The following is a 14,636-nucleotide window of genomic DNA, read 5'->3' on the forward strand; positions in this document are numbered from 1 at the left end:
TTCCGGCCCCGTGACCGGGCGTCGGCTGGAAGGATTCCGAAGACGTACTGGAGCCGAACCCGGGGACCCGCGATGACCACCACCACACCCGTGACCGACAGCGCGACCGAGCCGTACACCGTCCGGCTGACGCCCGAGGTGCACGCCTACGTCCAGCCGGACGGCGGCTGGTGCCTCAACAACGCCGGTTTCGTGAGCGACGGGAGCGACACGCTCCTCGTCGACACCGCCGCCACCGAACGCCGCGCTCTCGCCCTGCGGGACGCGGTCGCGGCGGCCGGGGCGCCCTTCCCCCGTACCGTCGTCAACACGCACCACCACGGCGACCACACCTACGGGAACGGAGTGTTCGCCCCGCGCGCGCTGGTCATCGGTCACGACTCCTGCCGGGAGCAGGTGGTCGCGGCGGGGCGGCAGCTGCACGCCATGTGGCCGCGCAACGACTTCGGCGACATCACGGTCACCCCGCCCACCCTCACGTACGGCGACCGCCTCACCCTCCATGTCGGCGACACCGAGGTCCGGCTGATCCACCCGGGGATCGCGCACACCCTCGGCGACACGGTCGTCCATCTGCCCCGGCAGTCCGTCGTCCTCACCGGGGACCTGGTCTTCCAGGGCGGCACACCGTTCATCCCGATGGGCTCGCTGAGCGGTTCGCTGCGCGCGCTGGAGCTGCTGCGGTCGCTCGGCGCGGAGACCGTCGTACCGGGACACGGTCCGCTCACCGACCCGTCCGCGTACGACGACACGGAGCGCTACCTCCGGTGGGTCGGCGAGCTGGCCGAGGACGGGCACGGCCGGGGCCTGACGCCGCTGGAGGTCGCGAGCGGCGCGGACCTCGGACCGTTCGCCGAGTGGCGCGAGAGCGAGCGGCTGGTGGCCAATGTGCACCGCGCGTACGCCGAGCTGGACGGGCTCCCGGCCGGTTCGCCGCTCGACGTGGCCACGGTGTTCGGGGACATGGCGGTGATGAACGGCGGCGAGCCGGTCGCCTGTCACGCCTGAACCGGGCCCGCCCGTACCGGTTCTCCGGGCCCTGGCGGGACCGCAGTCGGCCCCGCGCGGGCCCGGCTCCGGTTCCCGGGCCGCACTGGACGGCATACCGACTGGTCGGCATGATGGGCGTCGACGACCGGACGACCCGCCCCGGAGGTGCGCGTGATGAACTCGGTCCCCCCGCCAGGTCTCGACCCCGGACGGCTGCGCGGGTATCTCGACCGTGAGCGTCCCGGGCTGCTGAGCGGGCCGCTGGAAGCCCGGATCATCGAGGGCGGGCGCTCCAATCTGACGTACCTCGTCACCGACGGCGCACGGAGGTGGGTCGTGCGCCGGCCGCCGCTCGGCCATGTCCTGGCCACCGCGCACGACATGCGGCGCGAGCACCGGGTGATCAGCGCGCTGCGTCCGACGGCCGTGCCGGTGCCCGGGACGGTGCTGCTGTGCGAGGACGAGGCCGTGCTGGGGGCGCCGTTCTACGTCATGGAGTACGTGGCGGGCACCCCGTACCGCACCGCCGCCGAGCTGGCCCCGCTGGGCGCGGAGCGCACCCGGGCGGTCGTGCTCGGTCTCGTCGACACCCTCGTGGAGCTGCACGCGGTGGACCCGGAAGGGGTCGGGCTCGGCGACTTCGGCCATCCCGACGGATTCCTCGTACGGCAACTACGGCGCTGGGAGAAGCAGTTGGAGGCGTCCCGCAGTCGTGAGCTGCCCGGCGTCGACGAGTTGCGCGCGGCGCTCGGCCGCGATCTGCCCCACTCCCCCGCACCGACCGTGGTGCACGGCGACTACCGCCTGGACAACGTGCTGATCGGCCCGGACGACTCGATCAGGGCCGTCCTCGACTGGGAGATGTCGACCCTCGGCGATCCGCTGACCGACCTCGGTCTGCTGGTGATGTACAGCTCCGGGGCCGTACTGCCGCGATCCCCGGTGCCCACCACCAGCGGCGCGCCGGGACACCCCGCCCCGGCCGAGCTGATCGAGCGGTACGCGGCCGGCTGCGGCCGGGACACCTCCGCCATCGCCTGGTACACGGCGTTCGCGTGGTTCAAGCTCGCCGTGATCCTGGAGGGCATCCACTACCGCCACACGCTGGGCCGGACCGTCGGGGCCGGCTTCGACCGGATCGGCGAACTCGTCCCCGTCTTCGTCGAGCACGGCCTCACCACCCTCCAGGAAGGCTGAGTCACCCTCATGGACTTCGCGTTCGACGCCCGCACCGAGGAGTTGCGCGGCAGACTGCTCGCCTTCATGGACGAGTTCGTCCTCCCGGCCGAGGAGGTGGCGCGGGAGCAGCGCGCACGCCTCGCGTCGCCGTGGGACACCCCGCCGGTGGTGGCGGACCTGAAGGCCGAGGCGCGTGCGCGGGGCCTGTGGAACCTCTTCCTGCCGGACGCCGGGCACGGGGCGGGGCTGACGAACCTCCAGTACGCCCCGCTGGCCGAGATCACCGGCCACAGTCCGCAGTTGGCGCCGACCGCGCTGAACTGCGCGGCCCCGGACACCGGGAACATGGAGGTGCTGGCCCAGTTCGGGTCACCGGAACAGCGGAGGCGGTGGCTGCGGCCGTTGCTCGACGGGGAGATCCGGTCGGCGTTCGCGATGACCGAGCCGGAGGTGGCCTCGTCGGACGCGACGAACGTCGAGACCCGGATCGCGCGGGACGGCGACGACTACGTCGTCAACGGCCGCAAGTGGTACATCTCGGGGGCGATGAACCCGGACTGCGCGGTCTTCGTCGTGATGGGGAAGACCGATCCGGACGGCGCCGACATCCGTCGCCGGCAGTCGATGATCCTGGTGCCGCGCGACACCCCGGGCCTCGAAGTGCGCCGGGCGATGCGGGTGTACGGGTACGAGGACCACGCGCACGGAGGTCACGCCGAGATCGTCCTCACCGACGTACGAGTGCCCGCGGCGAACCTCGTCGGCGAGGAGGGCGGCGGTTTCGCCATCGCCCAGGCACGGCTGGGACCGGGCCGTGTCCACCACTGCATGCGGCTGATCGGGATGGCGGAGCGCGCCATCGAGCTGATGTGCCGGCGGGCGGTGGCGCGTACGGCGTTCGGCAGGCCGCTGGCCGAGCAGGGCGTCGTGCGGAACTGGATCGCGGATGCCCGGGTCGCGGTGGAGCAGTTGCGGCTGCTGGTGCTGAAGACGGCCTGGCTGATGGACACGACGGGCAATCGCGGGGCGCACACCGAGATCCAGGCCATCAAGATCGCCACCCCGCGCGCGGTCACCGACATCCTCGACCGGGCGATCCAGTTGCACGGTGCGGGCGGAGTCGGCCAGGACTTCCCGCTGGCGGAGCTGTGGGCGTCGGCGCGGACGCTGCGGCTGGCGGACGGCCCCGACGAGGTGCATCAGCGGTCGCTGGCGCGGCGGGAACTCAAAAAGTACCGGTAGGGGAAGCGCCGGGACGGCCCGGACCGGGCGGGGGCCGTCCGCCACCGGGTCTCAGGGGCGCAGCGCCCGCAGCAGCAGGTCCGCCAGATGGTCGGCGACCTGCTGCCGGCTGAGCGGCCCGTCCGGCCGGTACCAGGTGGACAGATGGTGGACCGAGCCGAAGTGGTATTCGACCACCAGGTCGGCGGGGGTGTCCGTGGAGAACACCCCGGCGCGCTGGCCCTCCTCGACGAGGGCGCGGAAGCGTTCGTGGTAGCGGCGGCGCTCGACCCGCACCTGCCGGTTCTTCTCCGGACTCAGATGGTGCATCGAGCGGAAGAAGATCGAGGCGTCGTCGAGGTTCTCGATGGTGGTGACGACGACGTCGGCTGCGGCGTCCCGGAGCCTCCGCTCGACGGGGGCGTCGGCGTTCGCGAAGGCGTCGAGGCGCTCCTGCTGGAGCCTGAGCACCCGGGCGTAGACCTCCTGGAGCAGGTCCTCCTTGGAGCCGAAGTAGTGGTAGAGCGCGCCCTTGGTGACGCCCGCCGCCTCGACGATCTCCTGGACCGAGGTGCGGTCGTAGCCGCGCTCGGCGAACAGCCGGGTGGCGGCGGCCAGCAGTCGCTGGGGGACGGGCGCGGCGCTCTCCTCGGTCGTCCCGGCCATGTGCCGCCCACCTGCCTTTCGTGCTGTGTGCCGTGTGTACGCGGTCCGGTGCCGGGGGCACGGGTCGCGGTGCCCCGTGGTCCGGTGTTCAGGAGGGCGGGGTCCGGTGCGGGGGACGCAGGTCCCGCCTGAGGATCTTCCCACTCGCCGTCTTCGGCAGTTCGGCCAGGATCTCGACCTCGCGGGGGTACTTGTAGGCGGCGAGGCGTTGTTCGCAGTACGCGCTCAGTTCGTCGGGTCCGGCCGTGGCGCCGGGGCGCAGGCTCACGTAGGCGCGGACCGTCTCGCCCCGGTAGGCGTCGGGGACCCCGACGACGGCCGCCTCGCGGACGGCGGGGTGGGTGTGGAGGACGTCCTCGACCTCGCGCGGCCAGACCTTGAACCCGGAGGCGTTGATCATGTCCTTCTTGCGGTCGATGACGTGGAGCCAGCCTTCCCGGTCCATGAACCCGATGTCCCCGGTGCGCAGTTCGCCGTCCGGGAAGGCGGCCGCGGTGGCCTCGGGCCGCTTCCAGTACCCGGGGACGACCTGTGGGCCGCGTACCGCGATCTCGCCCGGTTCGCCGAAGGGCAGGTCGGCTCCGTGCTCGTCGATGATCCGGACGACGGTGTCGGGTCCCGGCACGCCGACCGAGAGGGTGCCGGAGACCGGGTCGACGGGGGCCTCCCGGTGGGGCGGTACGGAGGCACAGGGCGCCGTGCACTCGGTGAGGCCGTAACCGTTGCGGAGGTACGGGCCGAGGTCCTTCCGGAACCGCTCCACCAGGGCGGGCGGCAGCGGGGCACCGCCCGACGAGATGATCCGGAACGAGGCGAAGTGCTCGCGGGTGACGCCGGGATGGGCGGCGAGGGCCATGAACGCGGTGGACGGGCCGACGGTGTAGGCGGGCCGGTGTTCGGTGAACGCGTCGAGGACGACGCCGGGGTGGAAGCGGTGCGCGAGGGCGAGGGTCCCGGCGTTGCCGACGCAGGTGGCCAGTTCACAGACCAGGCCGGTGATGTGGAAGAGCGGGGCGAGCGCGAAGTAGCAGGCGCCTTCGGGGACGGGGTGGCCGGCGCGCTGGCGCTCGGCGTTGAACATGATGTTGCCGTGGGTGTTCATGGCGCCCTTGGGGGCGCCGCTGGTTCCGGACGTGTAGCTGATCAACGCGGTGTCCGTCGCGCGGAGTCCGGGGTCGGCGGGCGCGGCGGTGCCCCGGCGGGCGACGGTCACCAGGTCGTGCGTATCGGACGGGTGCGGCAGCCGCGCGGAGCCGAGGACGCGCGGGTCGTCGCGGGTCTGGAGGTCGTGTTCGGACGTGGTGAGGACGATCCGGACGGTCCGGGCCCGCGCGGCGGTGTCCCGCAGATGGGACTCCCAGGCGTGGTCGGCGCAGATCAGCGCGGTCGCCCCCGCGTCGTCCAGCACATGGCCGGCCTCGGCCGACTTGTACATCGGGTTGACCGGGACGACGACGGCCCCGGTCTTCCAGGCACCGAGCAGCGCGAGGACGAAGTGCGGGGTGTTCTGGAGCATGACGGCGACGCGGTCGCCGCGCCGCAGTCCTTCGGCCGCGAGGTGCCCGGCCACCGAGTCCGAGAGTTCGTAGGTCTCGCGGTAGCTCAGGCGGCCGTCGAAGTAGGCGAGTGCCGGGTGCTCCGGAGCGCGTGCGACGCCGGCCCGGAAGGCGTGCAGCAGAGTTTCGGCGGGTGCGAGGGGGGCGCGCTGGGCGTCGCTGAGCAGGGCGAGCCAGGGTTTCGACGCGTAGCCGGACTCGGACATGCGCGGGTCGCCTCCCGGTGCGTTGAGGACGGTCCATGCTACCGAGCCGGGCGGTCCGGGTCTCCGGCGCGGGCCAGGCGACGGCTCCGGCCCCCTCGGCCCGGGACCGGCTCCGGCCCGCTACGGCCTGCTCCCACCCGCTCCCGCATGGCTCCACCCCCGTCGGCCCGCTCCGGCCCGCCCGGAGCCGGACGGTGGGCGCGGCGGCCGGGGCGGGAACGCGCCCGGCCCTGGTCGTTCCCCGCGGCCCCCGGCCGCGTTAACGTGCGTGACCATGACAGCCGTAGCGATCTTGGAGGTAGCCGGATGAGCCTGTCCAGACGTGGTGTGCTGGCCGCGAGCGGTGCGGTGGGGGCCCTGGCCGCGACGGCGGTGGGCGCGGGTCCGGCCGCCGCCGGCCCGTCGCCCTCCCGGGGGCGCGGTCCCCGGGAGCTGCGGACCGGCTTCGACCGGCTGGCCGCCGACGGCTACGGGCCGCTGCGGGGACAGAAGGTCGGGATCGTCACCAATCCGACCGGGGTCACCTCCGACGTGCGCCACATCGTCGACGTGATGCACCAGGACCGGCGGGTGAACCTGACCGCCGTCTTCGGCCCCGAGCACGGCTTCCGCGGGACCGCCCAGGCGGGCGGCTCGGAGGGCAGGTACGACGATCCGGCGACCGGGCTCCCGGTGTACGACACCTATCTGAAGAGCGGGCGGCCGCTCGCCGACGTCTTCTCCGCGTCCGGCGTGGACACCGTGGTCTTCGACGTCCAGGACGCGGGCGCCCGCTTCTACACGTACATCTGGACGCTGTACGACTGCATGGAGGCGGCGGCGCTCGCGGGCAGGCGGTTCGTCGTGCTGGACCGGCCGAACCCGGTGAGCGGCCGGGCCGCGCTGGGCCCCGTCCTCGACCCGGCCTTCGCGACGTTCGTGGGCCGCCGGGAGATCGCCCAGGCCCATGGCATGACGGTCGCCGAGCTGGCCCTGCTGTTCAACGCGGAGTTCCTGGCCGAGCGGCCGGTGCGGCTGGACGTGGTGACGATGTCGGGGTGGCGGCGCTCGGACTTCTTCGACGCGAGCGGGCTGCCGTGGGTGCCGCCGAGCCCCAACATGCCCACGCCGGAGACGGCCCTGGTGTACTCCGGCACCTGTCTCTTCGAGGGCACGAACCTCTCCGAGGGCCGCGGCACCACCCGGCCGTTCGAACTGCTCGGCGCCGCAGGCATCGACCACCGCTGGGCGGCGGCGGTGAACGCCCTCCGGCTGCCCGGAGTGGCGTTCCGCGAGGCGTACTTCGCGCCGACGTTCTCCAAGTTCCAGGGGAAGACGGTCGGCGGGGTGCAACTGCACGTCCATGACCGGGAGATGTTCGATCCGGTACGGACCGGGATCGCGCTCCTGGTGACGGCGAAGCGGACGTGGAGCGGGTTCGAGTGGCGCTCCGACCACTGGATCGACACCCTCACCGGCAACACCCGGGTCCGCACGATGATCGACGCGGGCGCGGACACGGACGAGGTGGTGGCGGCCTGGCACGCCGATCTGGCCGCGTTCCGCGCCGTACGGAAGAAGTACCTCCGGTATCGCTGACGGAGACCCACCGGGCCGTTGGTCCGGCCGCCGGCCTTTTCCGAATCACCACAAAGCGTCGACCGTTCTCCCCGTACCGTCTCAACTCCTGGACACCGTTCGCCTTTCGACGGAGCCGAATCGGGCACTCGTACGTCCACTGGATGAAGTTCGCTGTACGACACCGAACGACGAACGACGGAGGTGGCAGTGCGATGGCCGGATTCCGGAGTCTCGCGAGACAGGTCCGCGATCCCCGAGGAGACCTGGCGCTGCGGAGGTATTCGCTGCGCAAGTGCCTGGAACGGTTCGCCCCTTACGGTCACCGGGCGACCTGGGACCATCTGTGCGCCCGGCACGGGTTCGAGCCCGAGGACCGGGCGCCCGATCCGGCGCGGCTGACGAGCGCGCTGGAGGAGCTGGAGGAGGCGCGGGCCGTCTGGCTTGCGTACGAGGCGGGGTTCGCCGAGCGCCGGCGGCGGGAGAAGCACGACGGGCTGCGCCGGCCCGGGGCCTTCGACGACTGGCACCGGCGGACCTGGGGCGGGAACGGCGTGGCGCGCTGCGCCGATCCCGCCGTCCACCCCTCGGAACCGCTCGCCGACGTACTGCGCCGCATGATCGCCGCGCTGGAGACCGAGCCCGGCACCGTCTGCCCGGTGTGCGAACGGACCGGCATCGTCTGGCGCCAGGACCTGGGCCGCGAACCGAGGTCGGGCCCGGTCTGCGTGGAGTGCGGGATCGTGGTGCCGCAACCCGTGCTCACGTCCCGGGCGCTGGCGCGGGCCAGGGTGGTGCGGCCCCGGGGGCTGGCGTCGGCGGCGTGAAAGCTCGGAGCGCTTCCCGGGCGCCCCTCTTCTCCTCCTCGTGAGGCGACCGCCGTCACGGCACTCCTCACCGTGAGGCGATCACCGTCGCGGGCGCTCGGGGGCCGTGACGCCGGGCCGGGCCCTGGGCCCGCGCGCCACACGGTACGGTTCCCGCGTCGCCGCCCTCAGGTCCTTCTCGGGCGTTCGGGCATCAGCCGGGAGCCTGTCAGCCGGTCCCCGGAGATGTCGTCGGGGTTGGAGAGCACACAGGTCTCCAGTGACAGACAGCCGCAGCCGATGCAGTCGCTGAGGTGGTCGCGCAACCGGCCCAGCTGCGTGATCCGCTCGTCCAGCTCGGAGCGCCACGTCTCGGAGAGCCGCGCCCAGTCGTCGTGGGTGGGGGTGCGCTCCTCCGGCAGCTCGGCGAGGGCGTCCCTGATGGTGGCGAGCGGTATACCGACGCGCTGGGCCGCCCGCACGAAGGCGACCCGGCGCAGTGTGTCCCTGCTGAACCGGCGCTGGTTGCCGCTGGTGCGGCGGCTGCGGATCAGGCCCTTGGCCTCGTAGAAGTGCAGGGCGGACACCGCGGCCCCGCTGCGTGCGGAGAGCTGGCCGACCGTGAGTTCATGGAGTGAGTGTGGGATCTGTGGCACTCCTCGAACCCTACTGGTCGTGTCCGGGCCGGGTCCGTCGTTGACAGGAACGCGTCCGCCGAACATCCTGAGCAAGCGCTTGGAAACCTGACTCCGGGCGGTCGACAGCCGAAAGGACGGGCACCAGGGACATGGCAGAGCCGAGGATCTTCACCTCCGCGCGGGAGCTGCGGGACGCGGTGGGCGAGCGCTTGGGCCACAGCGAGTGGCTGGAGGTCGACCAGAAGCGGATCGCCCTCTTCGCCGATGCCACCGGGGACCACCAGTGGATTCACGTGGACCCGGAACGCGCGGCCGCGGGCCCGTTCGGCGCGACGATCGCGCACGGCTATCTGACGCTGTCGCTGCTGCCCGTCCTCGTACCGCAGATCATGCGGGTCGACGGGGTGCGGATGGGCCTCAACTACGGCACCGAGAAGGTCCGGTTCCCGTCCCCGGTGCCGGTGGGGTCACGGCTGCGCGCGACGGCCGAGCTGCGGAAGGTCGCGGAGGCGGGGGGCGGCGTGCAGGTCACGGTCCTCGTCACCGTCGAGCGCGAGGGCGGCGACAGACCGGTCTGCGTCGCCGAGTCGGTGTCCCGCTACTACTTCTGACGGGCGCCCGGCCGTCCGCCGTCGCTCCCGACCATGCGCAGGACGAGCCCCGCGTAGAGATCGCCGACCTCGTCGGGCGTCCGGCTCCCCCGGGTGTTGAACCAGCGCGCGACGTCGATGCAGAGCGAGAGCACGGCCAGCGTGGTGCCGGGGACGTCCTGGACGTCGAACTCCCCCGCGGCCACGCCCTCGCCGATGATCCGCCGGATCACCGCGTCGCTCCTGCGGCGCAGGGCGACGATCTCCGCGCGGTGCTCCTCGCCGAGGGCGTCGAGTTCGTACTGCACGACGCGGGCGGTGGTGTGCCGCTCGGCGTGCCAGCGGACGAAGGACCTGACGGCGGCGGAGAGCCGTTCGGAGGCCGTGCCGTCGCCGTCGGCCGCCGTCTCCAGGACGAGCAGGGCCCGGTCGTGGCCGATCCGGCTGATCCGGTGGAGGAGTTCTTCCTTCGTCCTGTAGTGGATGTAGAGCGCGGCCGGGCTCATCCCGGCCCGGCCCGCGATGTCCCGGGTGGTGGTGGCGTGGTAGCCACGCTCGGCGAAGGCGTCCACGGCTGCGACGAGCAGCCTCCTGGCGGCCTCCGGCGTCACCTCGTCCCACGGCGTGCTGTCGCCGTCGCTCTCCTGCGCCGTACTCATCGTCGCGCGCCCCTTCCGGCCCCGATCCGTCGCGGCCGTCCTCGGCGGCGCCGCCGAGGGCAGCCCGTTCGAATGACCGGACGCACACCATACCCCGAAGCTGAGCAAGCGCTTAGCCCGTCTCCGTACGGTGGTCAGAGCTTCTGGAAGGGGTCGTGCTCGGCGAGGATCTTCTCCAGTCTGGCCTGGTCGACGCGGCTGACGAGCCGGCCCGCCTCCTGCCGGTCCCGGATCACCTTGGCGAGGGTGAAGCACGAAGTGATCAGGTACAGGACGCCGATCGCCAGGAAGCCGCGGACCCAGGCGTTGGCGTCGAGGAAGAAGATGCCGAGGGCCACGGCGCCCATGGCGACCCCGAAGGACGCGACGGCCTGCCCGTGGAAGGCGGCGGTGCTCTGCTGCTCGACCGATGTCGTCTCACTCATGCGCCCAGCATCGGACGCCGTGGCGCGGGCCGCATCCGTCCGCGTACTCAGCCCGTACTCAGACTCGCGTTCGATCGCGGGGCGTCCGCCGACGGACATGGTTCGGTCGGCACCGAAGCGGGCGCGGCGCATCCTGGACCGCATGGCACACACGACACGCACGGACCGCACCGCTCCCCGGCTCGCCGCTCTGGCCGCGCTGCTCGCCGACGAGACCCGCGCCTCCTTCTGTCTGGCCCTGCTCGACGGGCGCGTCCGGACGGCGGGAGAGCTGGCCCGGTACGCGGGCGTGGCCCCGTCGACCGCCAGTGAGCACCTGGGCAAGCTGGTCGCGGGCGGTGTGCTCGCCGAGGAGCGGCAGGGCCGTCTGCGCTGTCTGCGGCTGGCCGACGCGCGGATCGCGCAGCTCGTCGAGGATCTCGGCGCCCATGTCCTGCCCGCCGACGGCGAGCCGTCGCGCGCGCCGCGCGGTCTGCGCGCGGTGAGCGCCGACAACGCGCTGGCCCGTGGCCGCACGTGTTACGACCATCTCGCGGGCCGCATCGGCATCGCGATCACCGACGCGATGACCGCGCGCGGCCTGCTGCGCCGGGACACCGACAGCCTCGTGCTCACCGATGAGGGGATCGGCTGGTTCGCCGAGGCGGGCATCCGGCTGGACCGGGGAGCCCGGCGCCCGCTCGTACGGAGCTGTCTCGACTGGACCGAACGCCGCCCGCACCTCGCGGGGTCGGCGGGGGCCGCGCTGTGCGGGCACGCGCTGGACACCGGCTGGTGCGTCCGGATCGGCTCGGGCCGCGCGGTGCGCGCGACGCCCGCCGGGGAGGACGCGCTGCGCGGCCTGCTCGGCATCGAACCGGCCACGCTTCGGTGAGCGCCGAAGAGATGGGGACCTACCTTTGCGGTCATGACGACGACACCCGCCCCCGCCGCCGCACCGACGCGCGACTGGCGAGCACCGGCGGCGGCCTCCGTCACCGTGGTGCTCTGGGCCTCCGCCTTCGTTTCCATCCGCAGCGCGGGCGAGGCGTACTCCCCCGGCGCGCTGGCCCTCGGCAGGCTGCTCGCCGGCAGCCTGACCCTCGGCGTGATCTGCCTGGTGCGCCGCGAGGGCTTCCCGACGAGGGCGGCGTGGCCGGGGATCATCGGCTCGGGGCTGCTCTGGTTCGGGCTGTACATGGTGGTGCTGAACTGGGGTGAGCGGCAGGTCGACGCCGGGACGGCCGCCATGGTCGTCAATGTCGGACCGATCCTGATCGCCCTCCTCGGTGCCCGGCTGCTCGGCGAGGGGCTTCCGCGCCGGCTGGTGGCGGGCCTGGTGGTGTCGTTCGCGGGCGCGGCCGTGGTCGGGCTGTCGATGTCCGGGCAGGGCGGCGCGTCGGTGCTGGGGGTGCTGCTCTGTCTGCTGGCCGCGGCGGCGTACGCGGGCGGGGTGGTGAGCCAGAAGCCCGCCCTGCGGCACGGCTCCGCGCTCCGGATCACGGCCTTCGGCTGCCTGGTGGGCACGGCCGGCTGTCTGCCGTTCTCCGGAGCGCTGGTGTCGGAGGCCGCCGAGGCACCGCTGTCGGCCACCCTGAACATGGTCTATCTGGGCGTGTTCCCGACCGCGCTCGCCTTCACCACCTGGGCGTACGCCCTGGCCCGCACCACCGCGGGGCGGATGGGCGCCACCACGTACGCGGTGCCCGCGCTGGTGGTGGTGATGTCCTGGCTGCTGCTCGACGAGGTCCCGGCCGCGCTCACCGTGGCGGGCGGTCTGCTCTGTCTGGCCGGGGTGGCGGTGTCCCGTACGCGTGCCTCGCGGCCCAGGGGCTGAGCGTCCGGGAGGGGGGCCGCGCCGACCGGGCGGGGAAACTCCTCGCCCTTTCCCGTCCGATGGCGTTGACGCACCCCCCAGCTATTCCTACGGTGTTCCATAGGATTCCTTCGGCACCGGGAGCGCACCATGAGCGGCATCGAGCAGGCGAGGAAAACCGCGGAAGATCTGGCGTATCACGCCGGTTTCGGCAATCAGCACAGCTCCGAGGCGGTCGCGGGGGCCCTGCCGCACGGCCGCAACTCCCCGCAACGGGCCCCCCTGGGGCTGTACGCCGAGCAGGTGAGCGGATCGGCCTTCACCGAGCCGCGCGCCCACAACCGCCGCTCCTGGCTCTACCGCATCCGCCCCTCGGCGGCCCATCCGCCGTTCGTCCGCGTCGACAACAGGTCGATCCGTACCGCGCCGTTCACCGAGAGCGTCCCCGACCCCAACCGGCTGCGCTGGAACCCGCTGCCCGAACCGGCCCCCGGCACCGACTTCCTGGCCGGGCTGTGGACCCTGGGCGGCAACGGTGACGCGACCACACGCACCGGCATGGCCGTACACCTCTACCACGCCAACTCCCCCATGCGGGACCGGGTGTTCTCCGACGCCGATGGTGAACTGCTGATCGTCCCGGAGCGGGGCGGGCTGCTGATCCGCACCGAGATGGGTCTGCTGCGCGCCGATCCCGGACATGTGGCGCTGATCCCGCGCGGTGTCCGGTTCCGGGTGGAACTCCTCGACACCACCGCCCGCGGCTACGTCTGTGAGAACTACGGACAGCCGTTCACCCTGCCCGAGCTGGGCCCGATCGGCGCCAACGGGCTGGCGAACGCCCGGGACTTCCTGGCGCCCGCCGCCGCGTACGAGGACCGCGGGGGCCCGGTCGAGGTGATCAACAAGTTCTGCGGGAACCTCTGGTCCGCGACCTACGACCACTCACCGCTGGACGTCGTCGCCTGGCACGGCAACCACACCCCGTACGTCTACGACCTGCGGCGCTTCAACGTCATCGGCTCCATCAGCTACGACCATCCCGACCCGTCGATCTTCACCGTGCTGACCTCGCCCTCCGACACCCCGGGGCTCGCCGGGGTCGACTTCGTCGTCTTCGCACCGCGCTGGCTGGTCGGCGAGAACACGTTCCGGCCGCCGTACTTCCACCGCAACGTGATGAGCGAGTACATGGGGCTGATCGAGGGGGCGTACGACGCCAAGGCGGACGGATTCCTGCCCGGCGGCGGTTCGCTGCACAACATGATGTCGGCCCACGGGCCCGACCGCGAGACGTTCGACCGGGCGAGCGCCGCGGAACTGCGACCGCAGAAGATCGACGACGGTCTCGCCTTCATGTTCGAGACCCGCTGGCCGGTCACGGCGACCGGGCAGGCCGCGACCGCCGGACACCTCCAGCGTGGGTACGACGACGTGTGGCAGGGTCTCGAACGCAACTTCCGGCCGTAGGCGGCCCCGCCGTCCCGGCCCCCGCGTCGTCGCGTCCGCAGTGTCGCAGTACGGAGACTCCAGGTGACCCAGGTTCCCCAGATGACGGCCTTCGCCCCCGACTCGCTGGTCCTGAACCGCAAGCTTCCGCTGTGGTACCAGGTCTCGCAGTCCCTGCGCGCCTCCATACTGGGCCGCACCCGGGACGCCTCACTGCGGCTGCCGACCGAGGAACAGCTCGCGGCGCACTACGGGGTCAGCGTGCTGACGATGCGTCAGGCCCTCAAGGAGCTGGAGAACGAGGGCCTGATCAGCAGGCACCGGCGGCGCGGCACCTTCATCGAGCCGCGCGCCCGGCGCGTCTCGCCGGTCCGGCTGATGGGTTCGATCGACGCGGTCGTCGCGCAGCAGTCGGGCGAGCGGACCACCGTCCTCGGGCACGGTCCGGTCACGGTGCCCGGCGACCTCGCCGAGTACTTCCCGGACTGTACGGAGGCCGTCGGCTTCCGCCGGCTGCGCCGCGACGAGGAGAGCGGCGAACCCACCAACTGGGCGGAGAACACCGTCCGTCCGGAGATCGCGGCCCGGATCGACGTCGCCGACCTCGAACGCTGGCCGATGACGAAGGTGCTGCGCGACGCCGTGGGCGTGCGCATCGCCAGGATCACCGACACCGTCGAGTCCCGTCTCGCCGACCCGCTCACCGCCGAACTCCTCCAGGTGCCGCTGCTCAGCCCGATCCTGTACTTCACCGGGGTGACCTACGACGAGGACGGGCAGGTGGTGGACGTGGCACGAATCCGCTACCGGGGCGACCGGTTCTCCTTCTCGGTGACCGTGGAGGCCCACTGACCCGGGCGCCGGCCCGCCGCACGGTGACCTCCGGCCCGGTGGCGCCG

Annotated in this window: 15 protein-coding genes; 10 read left to right on the plus strand and 5 right to left on the minus strand. The window is 72.6% G+C overall.

Annotation, left to right across the window (positions count from 1 at the left end; genetic code table 11):
• The first annotated feature begins 72 nt into the window (after positions 1-72).
• The 3 genes from PZB75_RS04315 to PZB75_RS04325 all read left to right on the plus strand — a co-directional run bounded on the left by PZB75_RS04315 (position 73) and on the right by PZB75_RS04325 (position 3,411).
• Entirely contained in the window at positions 73-1,008 is a 936-nt protein-coding gene (locus PZB75_RS04315) for an MBL fold metallo-hydrolase (protein ID WP_275533948.1), read from the plus strand.
• Positions 1,009-1,164: 156 nt separating this feature from the next.
• A complete protein-coding gene (locus tag PZB75_RS04320; RefSeq protein WP_275533949.1) occupies positions 1,165-2,187 on the plus strand; it encodes a phosphotransferase family protein in 1,023 nt (340 codons plus the stop codon).
• A 9-nt stretch (positions 2,188-2,196) separates the two neighbouring features.
• A complete protein-coding gene (locus tag PZB75_RS04325) occupies positions 2,197-3,411 on the plus strand; it encodes an acyl-CoA dehydrogenase family protein (protein WP_275533950.1) in 1,215 nt (404 codons plus the stop codon).
• A gap of 51 nt (positions 3,412-3,462) precedes the next feature.
• On the opposite strand, the gene PZB75_RS04330 is transcribed toward PZB75_RS04325, so the two are convergent.
• Both PZB75_RS04330 and PZB75_RS04335 read right to left on the minus strand, forming a co-directional pair.
• Positions 3,463-4,056 (minus strand): TetR/AcrR family transcriptional regulator, encoded by a 594-nt coding sequence (locus tag PZB75_RS04330; RefSeq protein ID WP_275533951.1) that lies wholly within the window; start codon positions 4,054-4,056, stop codon positions 3,463-3,465.
• An 88-nt stretch (positions 4,057-4,144) separates the two neighbouring features.
• On the minus strand, positions 4,145-5,818 hold the full coding sequence (locus PZB75_RS04335; RefSeq protein WP_275533952.1) for an AMP-binding protein: 1,674 nt from the start codon (positions 5,816-5,818) through the stop codon (positions 4,145-4,147).
• A gap of 306 nt (positions 5,819-6,124) precedes the next feature.
• Between PZB75_RS04335 and PZB75_RS04340 the strand changes: the two genes are divergently transcribed.
• Positions 6,125-7,396 carry a DUF1343 domain-containing protein gene (locus PZB75_RS04340; protein WP_275533953.1) on the plus strand — a complete coding sequence of 424 codons (1,272 nt, stop codon included), beginning with the start codon at positions 6,125-6,127 and terminating at the stop codon, positions 7,394-7,396.
• Positions 7,397-7,590: 194 nt separating this feature from the next.
• A complete protein-coding gene (locus tag PZB75_RS04345; protein ID WP_275533954.1) occupies positions 7,591-8,202 on the plus strand; it encodes a hypothetical protein in 612 nt (203 codons plus the stop codon).
• A gap of 167 nt (positions 8,203-8,369) precedes the next feature.
• Here the strand turns inward: PZB75_RS04345 and soxR are convergent, their stop codons facing one another.
• Entirely contained in the window at positions 8,370-8,837 is a 468-nt protein-coding gene (soxR, locus tag PZB75_RS04350; protein ID WP_275533955.1) for a redox-sensitive transcriptional activator SoxR, read from the minus strand.
• Between the two features lie 131 nt (positions 8,838-8,968).
• On the opposite strand from soxR, the gene PZB75_RS04355 reads away from it, so the two are divergent.
• Positions 8,969-9,430: a MaoC family dehydratase gene (locus tag PZB75_RS04355; RefSeq protein ID WP_275533956.1), complete on the plus strand. Its 462-nt coding sequence runs from the start codon at positions 8,969-8,971 to the stop codon at positions 9,428-9,430.
• Here the strand turns inward: PZB75_RS04355 and PZB75_RS04360 are convergent.
• Both PZB75_RS04360 and PZB75_RS04365 read right to left on the minus strand, forming a co-directional pair.
• Positions 9,421-10,068 (minus strand): TetR/AcrR family transcriptional regulator, encoded by a 648-nt coding sequence (locus PZB75_RS04360; protein ID WP_275533957.1) that lies wholly within the window; start codon positions 10,066-10,068, stop codon positions 9,421-9,423. The genes PZB75_RS04355 and PZB75_RS04360 overlap by 10 nt on opposite strands.
• A gap of 134 nt (positions 10,069-10,202) precedes the next feature.
• Positions 10,203-10,493 (minus strand): YiaA/YiaB family inner membrane protein, encoded by a 291-nt coding sequence (locus PZB75_RS04365; protein WP_275533958.1) that lies wholly within the window; start codon positions 10,491-10,493, stop codon positions 10,203-10,205.
• A 142-nt stretch (positions 10,494-10,635) separates the two neighbouring features.
• Between PZB75_RS04365 and PZB75_RS04370 the strand changes: the two genes are divergently transcribed.
• From PZB75_RS04370 to PZB75_RS04385, 4 genes are all read left to right on the plus strand, one after another.
• The gene (locus tag PZB75_RS04370) at positions 10,636-11,367 is read left to right on the plus strand and encodes a winged helix-turn-helix domain-containing protein (protein WP_275533959.1); all 732 of its coding nucleotides are present in this window, start codon (positions 10,636-10,638) and stop codon (positions 11,365-11,367) included.
• 33 nt (positions 11,368-11,400) lie between these two features.
• Positions 11,401-12,309 (plus strand): DMT family transporter, encoded by a 909-nt coding sequence (locus PZB75_RS04375; protein ID WP_275533960.1) that lies wholly within the window; start codon positions 11,401-11,403, stop codon positions 12,307-12,309.
• 129 nt (positions 12,310-12,438) lie between these two features.
• A complete protein-coding gene (gene hmgA, locus PZB75_RS04380) occupies positions 12,439-13,758 on the plus strand; it encodes a homogentisate 1,2-dioxygenase (protein ID WP_275533961.1) in 1,320 nt (439 codons plus the stop codon).
• Positions 13,759-13,839: 81 nt separating this feature from the next.
• Entirely contained in the window at positions 13,840-14,589 is a 750-nt protein-coding gene (locus PZB75_RS04385; RefSeq protein WP_275538579.1) for a GntR family transcriptional regulator, read from the plus strand.
• Positions 14,590-14,636: the final 47 nt, after the last annotated feature.

This window comes from Streptomyces sp. AM 4-1-1 (assembly GCF_029167625.1).
GTDB lineage: Bacteria > Actinomycetota > Actinomycetes > Streptomycetales > Streptomycetaceae > Streptomyces.

What these genes read in the sequence shown, in the direction of transcription:
- PZB75_RS04315 (WP_275533948.1), top strand. Translation starts at nt 73, where the DNA reads ATGACCACCACCACACCCGTGACCGACAGCGCGACCGAGCCGTACACC.
- PZB75_RS04320 (WP_275533949.1), top strand. Translation starts at nt 1,165, where the DNA reads ATGAACTCGGTCCCCCCGCCAGGTCTCGACCCCGGACGGCTGCGCGGG.
- PZB75_RS04325 (WP_275533950.1), top strand. Translation starts at nt 2,197, where the DNA reads ATGGACTTCGCGTTCGACGCCCGCACCGAGGAGTTGCGCGGCAGACTG.
- PZB75_RS04330 (WP_275533951.1), bottom strand. Translation starts at nt 4,056, where the DNA reads ATGGCCGGGACGACCGAGGAGAGCGCCGCGCCCGTCCCCCAGCGACTG.
- PZB75_RS04335 (WP_275533952.1), bottom strand. Translation starts at nt 5,818, where the DNA reads ATGTCCGAGTCCGGCTACGCGTCGAAACCCTGGCTCGCCCTGCTCAGC.
- PZB75_RS04340 (WP_275533953.1), top strand. Translation starts at nt 6,125, where the DNA reads ATGAGCCTGTCCAGACGTGGTGTGCTGGCCGCGAGCGGTGCGGTGGGG.
- PZB75_RS04345 (WP_275533954.1), top strand. Translation starts at nt 7,591, where the DNA reads ATGGCCGGATTCCGGAGTCTCGCGAGACAGGTCCGCGATCCCCGAGGA.
- PZB75_RS04355 (WP_275533956.1), top strand. Translation starts at nt 8,969, where the DNA reads ATGGCAGAGCCGAGGATCTTCACCTCCGCGCGGGAGCTGCGGGACGCG.
- PZB75_RS04360 (WP_275533957.1), bottom strand. Translation starts at nt 10,068, where the DNA reads ATGAGTACGGCGCAGGAGAGCGACGGCGACAGCACGCCGTGGGACGAG.
- PZB75_RS04365 (WP_275533958.1), bottom strand. Translation starts at nt 10,493, where the DNA reads ATGAGTGAGACGACATCGGTCGAGCAGCAGAGCACCGCCGCCTTCCAC.
- PZB75_RS04370 (WP_275533959.1), top strand. Translation starts at nt 10,636, where the DNA reads ATGGCACACACGACACGCACGGACCGCACCGCTCCCCGGCTCGCCGCT.
- PZB75_RS04375 (WP_275533960.1), top strand. Translation starts at nt 11,401, where the DNA reads ATGACGACGACACCCGCCCCCGCCGCCGCACCGACGCGCGACTGGCGA.
- hmgA (WP_275533961.1), top strand. Translation starts at nt 12,439, where the DNA reads ATGAGCGGCATCGAGCAGGCGAGGAAAACCGCGGAAGATCTGGCGTAT.
- PZB75_RS04385 (WP_275538579.1), top strand. Translation starts at nt 13,840, where the DNA reads ATGACGGCCTTCGCCCCCGACTCGCTGGTCCTGAACCGCAAGCTTCCG.